The sequence below is a fragment of the Komagataeibacter xylinus genome (genome assembly GCF_004302915.1).
GTDB lineage: Bacteria > Pseudomonadota > Alphaproteobacteria > Acetobacterales > Acetobacteraceae > Komagataeibacter > Komagataeibacter xylinus_C.
Window position 1 is genome coordinate 1 of sequence record NZ_QQBI01000080.1, and the last position, 3,074, is coordinate 3,074.

The 3,074-nt window shown below is 59.3% G+C and carries 6 protein-coding genes; 4 read left to right on the forward strand and 2 right to left on the reverse strand.

Annotated elements, in window-relative coordinates:
• Positions 1-71: 71 nt before the first annotated feature.
• On the reverse strand, positions 72-614 hold the full coding sequence (locus DV027_RS17075) for an invasion associated locus B family protein (protein ID WP_130732974.1): 543 nt from the start codon (positions 612-614) through the stop codon (positions 72-74).
• 388 nt (positions 615-1,002) lie between these two features.
• On the opposite strand from DV027_RS17075, the gene DV027_RS17080 reads away from it, so the two are divergent.
• From DV027_RS17080 to DV027_RS17095, 4 genes are all read left to right on the forward strand, one after another.
• Positions 1,003-1,248, forward strand: coding sequence for a type II toxin-antitoxin system Phd/YefM family antitoxin (locus DV027_RS17080; protein WP_087609099.1), 246 nt, complete (start codon positions 1,003-1,005; stop codon positions 1,246-1,248).
• Entirely contained in the window at positions 1,245-1,631 is a 387-nt protein-coding gene (locus tag DV027_RS17085; protein ID WP_110570054.1) for a type II toxin-antitoxin system VapC family toxin, read from the forward strand. The genes DV027_RS17080 and DV027_RS17085 overlap by 4 nt, the downstream gene beginning before the upstream one ends.
• A 341-nt stretch (positions 1,632-1,972) precedes the next feature.
• Positions 1,973-2,248: a hypothetical protein gene (locus tag DV027_RS17090; RefSeq protein ID WP_110570055.1), complete on the forward strand. Its 276-nt coding sequence runs from the start codon at positions 1,973-1,975 to the stop codon at positions 2,246-2,248.
• A gap of 11 nt (positions 2,249-2,259) precedes the next feature.
• Positions 2,260-2,655, forward strand: a complete 396-nt coding sequence (locus DV027_RS17095; protein WP_235720939.1) for an RrF2 family transcriptional regulator — start codon at positions 2,260-2,262, stop codon at positions 2,653-2,655.
• Between the two features lie 8 nt (positions 2,656-2,663).
• On the opposite strand, the gene DV027_RS17100 is transcribed toward DV027_RS17095, so the two are convergent.
• On the reverse strand, positions 2,664-3,074 hold a 411-nt coding region (locus DV027_RS17100), incomplete at its 5' end, for a DUF6118 family protein (RefSeq protein ID WP_242622000.1).

A 3,074-nucleotide genomic window follows, 5' to 3' on the forward strand; every position in this document is an offset into this window, starting at 1 on the left:
ATGACGATCACGCACAGTTCTCAAACTGGGGAATTTTCAACCAGCACATTTGGGGAGATTACAACCAGCACTCACAGGCTGACGCGGATGTGGCCGGTCTTGCCCGCCTTCAGTGCCGTGATCATGGCGGGCGTCGCCTGCAGCGTCGACAGGCAGCCCGATGCGTTGCACACCAGATAGGGCAGGCTGACCGGCTTGCCGTTATCCATCGACAGGGTGGCAGGCTTCGTGAGGTCGAAGCCCAGCGGGGTCATGACGCTCAGCTCGTAGGGGCGCGCGGTGATCGCCACCCTGTCGGTCGCGGCCCGGGCGACGATCACCATGCCCAGCGGCACGGCCTTGCCCTGCTGCTGCATGCTCAGCTGCTGGGCCGCCACGCACAGCGAAGCCGCGCGTGTCGCGGGCGCATAGGTGCAGTTGGCCTGCCAGGCGCCAAAAGCCTGCTGCGTGGTGATCGGCGAAGGCTGGGCCGGGGCCTGCGGAGAAGCAGAGGCCCCTTTTGCGGGCGATGGCGCGGCAGACGGGGCCGGGACCGCTGCCGTTCCCGCAGCATGGGATACGCCCGTCAGGGAAGCAGAAAAAAGAAAAGCACAAGCCACGGCCCTGAACTGCATCAGTAACCTCCCGAACGGTCAGCCTGACCGGCGATGACCGGTCGGTCCTGTATTGAATGGAACGTCGCCTTTAAAACGACATATTTCGTCATTCATGGATACAGTTTGACATGGAAGGCAGCAACAGAAGAATTCATTCAACTAGCGGTTGAATAACGGCATACCTCATACATTTTATGTGGAAATATCCTGATACAACCAACAAATATGCACTGTATTCGTCTATACAATACATAATGTATAATAGTTATTTATTTTTGGTCTGAAATTTTCATTTCCAAAGACAGTCATCGTGGCAGCCAGACCGCAGCGCAGCTGCTCTCCGCTTTTTCTTGCCGATCTGCCCAAAATAAACTAAGTTTGTATGACCAAGTCAATGAGGGATGCCATGCGTGTCGTCAATATCCATGAAGCCAAGACCCACCTGTCCCGGCTGATCGATGCCGCCACAAAGGGTGAAAGCTTCATCATCGCCAGGGCCGGCAAGCCGGTTGTGCGGGTCAGCCCTGTCTGTGCCCCTGAGGAACAGCACAGGCAGCGTCTGGGCTTTCTGACTGGCAAAATCCAAGTCCCGGACGATTTTGATCATATGGGACACGAAGAGATCGGCGTGCTGTTCGACGGGCAGGCATGAGGCTTCTGCTCGATACCCACCTGCTCCTGTGGGCAGCCGGAAACCCGGGGAAACTCTCCGCCGATGCCCGGACATTCATGGAAGACCCTCTGAACATCCTGATGTTTAGCGCCGCAAGCCTGTGGGAAGTCACGATCAAGGCCGGGCTTGGCCGGGCAGACTTCCAGGTTGATCCGCATCTGTTGCGTCGTGGCCTCATCGAGAACGGGTATGAAGACCTCCCCGTCACCAGTCAGCATGCCGTGGCAGTTGGACAGCTTCCCGATATTCATCGCGACCCTTTTGACCGTATCCTTGTCGCCCAGGCCACGGTCGAAGGGCTCCTCCTCCTGACCCATGATCCACTCGTGCAGTCCTATCCAGGCCCCATCAGGGCCGTCTAAAAAGAGCAGCAGCACTCTCTTCTCCTTTCCTGTGACCGCTACCGGGAGCCTGGGCGGGTGGTGCTGCCAGACAGCATGTGGTATTTTGAAAGAGGCGCGTAGAAACGCCTTTTCCAAAAGGGCGGCCTCCTTGTCGGGTGGCCTGCCCAATACAACACCCGGACTATGTCCAGCGGTGAACAGGGAGACCTGTCTGCCGTAGTGGAAATAGGCAGGGCGTGCTTTTGCCCTTTTGGAACACGTTTCTACCCGCCCGACGCCAGGGCGGGCAGGAGGCGTGTGCCTGATTGCCCGCTTTCCCGGCTGTCGTCACAGGACAGGCGTGAAAAAAGGACGGACAGATGGCAGGTTCAGGAATAAAGCAGGCCCGTGACCTTGAGATCATGGATACAGACGCCATGACGGTAGCCCTCCTGCGCGAATACGGACTACCTGGCGCCAGGGAACGGGCGCGCCATCACGTTGGCCGGTGTGTCGAGGCTGGCCTTGTGGATGACGCCGCCTTCTGGATGCGCGTCAGCAACCAGCTCGAAAACCTGGCCTCCTCGGACTATGGTCCCGGAAACCTTTTCACGCCTTCGGGGCAGATCAGCCCGACTGCCACGCGACTTGGCTGATGCACCTCACCTTGCGTACCGACTACGCCTTCCGCGTGCTGATCCATCTGGCCCGCCATGGACACACACAGAACCGCATAACGGTCCGGCACATCGCCGAGCGGCACAATATCTCCCATAACCATCTCGTGAAGGTCGTCAACGACTTGTGCCATCATGATCTCCTGGTGGGAACCCGGGGGCGGAATGGTGGCGTCAGCCTGGCCCGCTCCCCGAAAGACATCAATGTCGGGCATGTCATCCGCCTCATGGAAACCGAAGGTGAAGTCATGACCGGCTGTGCGCCGCTTCAGGGCAGACCCTGCATCCTGGCAGATGCCTGCCGTCTCCGTCACCTGACCAGACAGGCAACCGATGCTTTTATGGCCATCCTCGACGGCATGAGCGTGCATGATCTCCTGTCCTGACAGGACGCTTATGACCCATCCGGCCGGACGGTCAGGACACAGGACTGGTCCACCTTCGTCTCGTTGGCCGTTTTCTGGCAGCCAGCGATCCGGTCCCGACTGGCGTCCACAAGCCGGTTGGCCCGGACCATATGCCGCAGGCTTTCGGGATTGTCGGCCTCCATCATCAACGCACCAGATTCCCACCGATCCTGTCCGCCCACGATAAAGGAGGCCACCCGCGTCCCTAGTGACGATGGTAGGAGATAGGTCAAGGCAGGCGAGAACCCGATCCCGACAGCCAGACAGGCCAGCCCGACCTTCAGCACCCACCAGTTCTGACGGTCCTGGGTACGGGCCTGTCCGACAATGTCGGTCAGTTGCTGCCGCTCCACCTGAACCGCACGGATCGCGGTATGAAAGGCGGCCTGCATGTCCTG

Bases quoted from the DNA above. Each gene is read 5' to 3' on its own strand.
- DV027_RS17075 (WP_130732974.1), bottom strand. From the start codon at position 614: ATGCAGTTCAGGGCCGTGGCTTGTGCTTTTCTTTTTTCTGCTTCCCTG.
- DV027_RS17080 (WP_087609099.1), top strand. From the start codon at position 1,003: ATGCGTGTCGTCAATATCCATGAAGCCAAGACCCACCTGTCCCGGCTG.
- DV027_RS17085 (WP_110570054.1), top strand. From the start codon at position 1,245: ATGAGGCTTCTGCTCGATACCCACCTGCTCCTGTGGGCAGCCGGAAAC.
- DV027_RS17090 (WP_110570055.1), top strand. From the start codon at position 1,973: ATGGCAGGTTCAGGAATAAAGCAGGCCCGTGACCTTGAGATCATGGAT.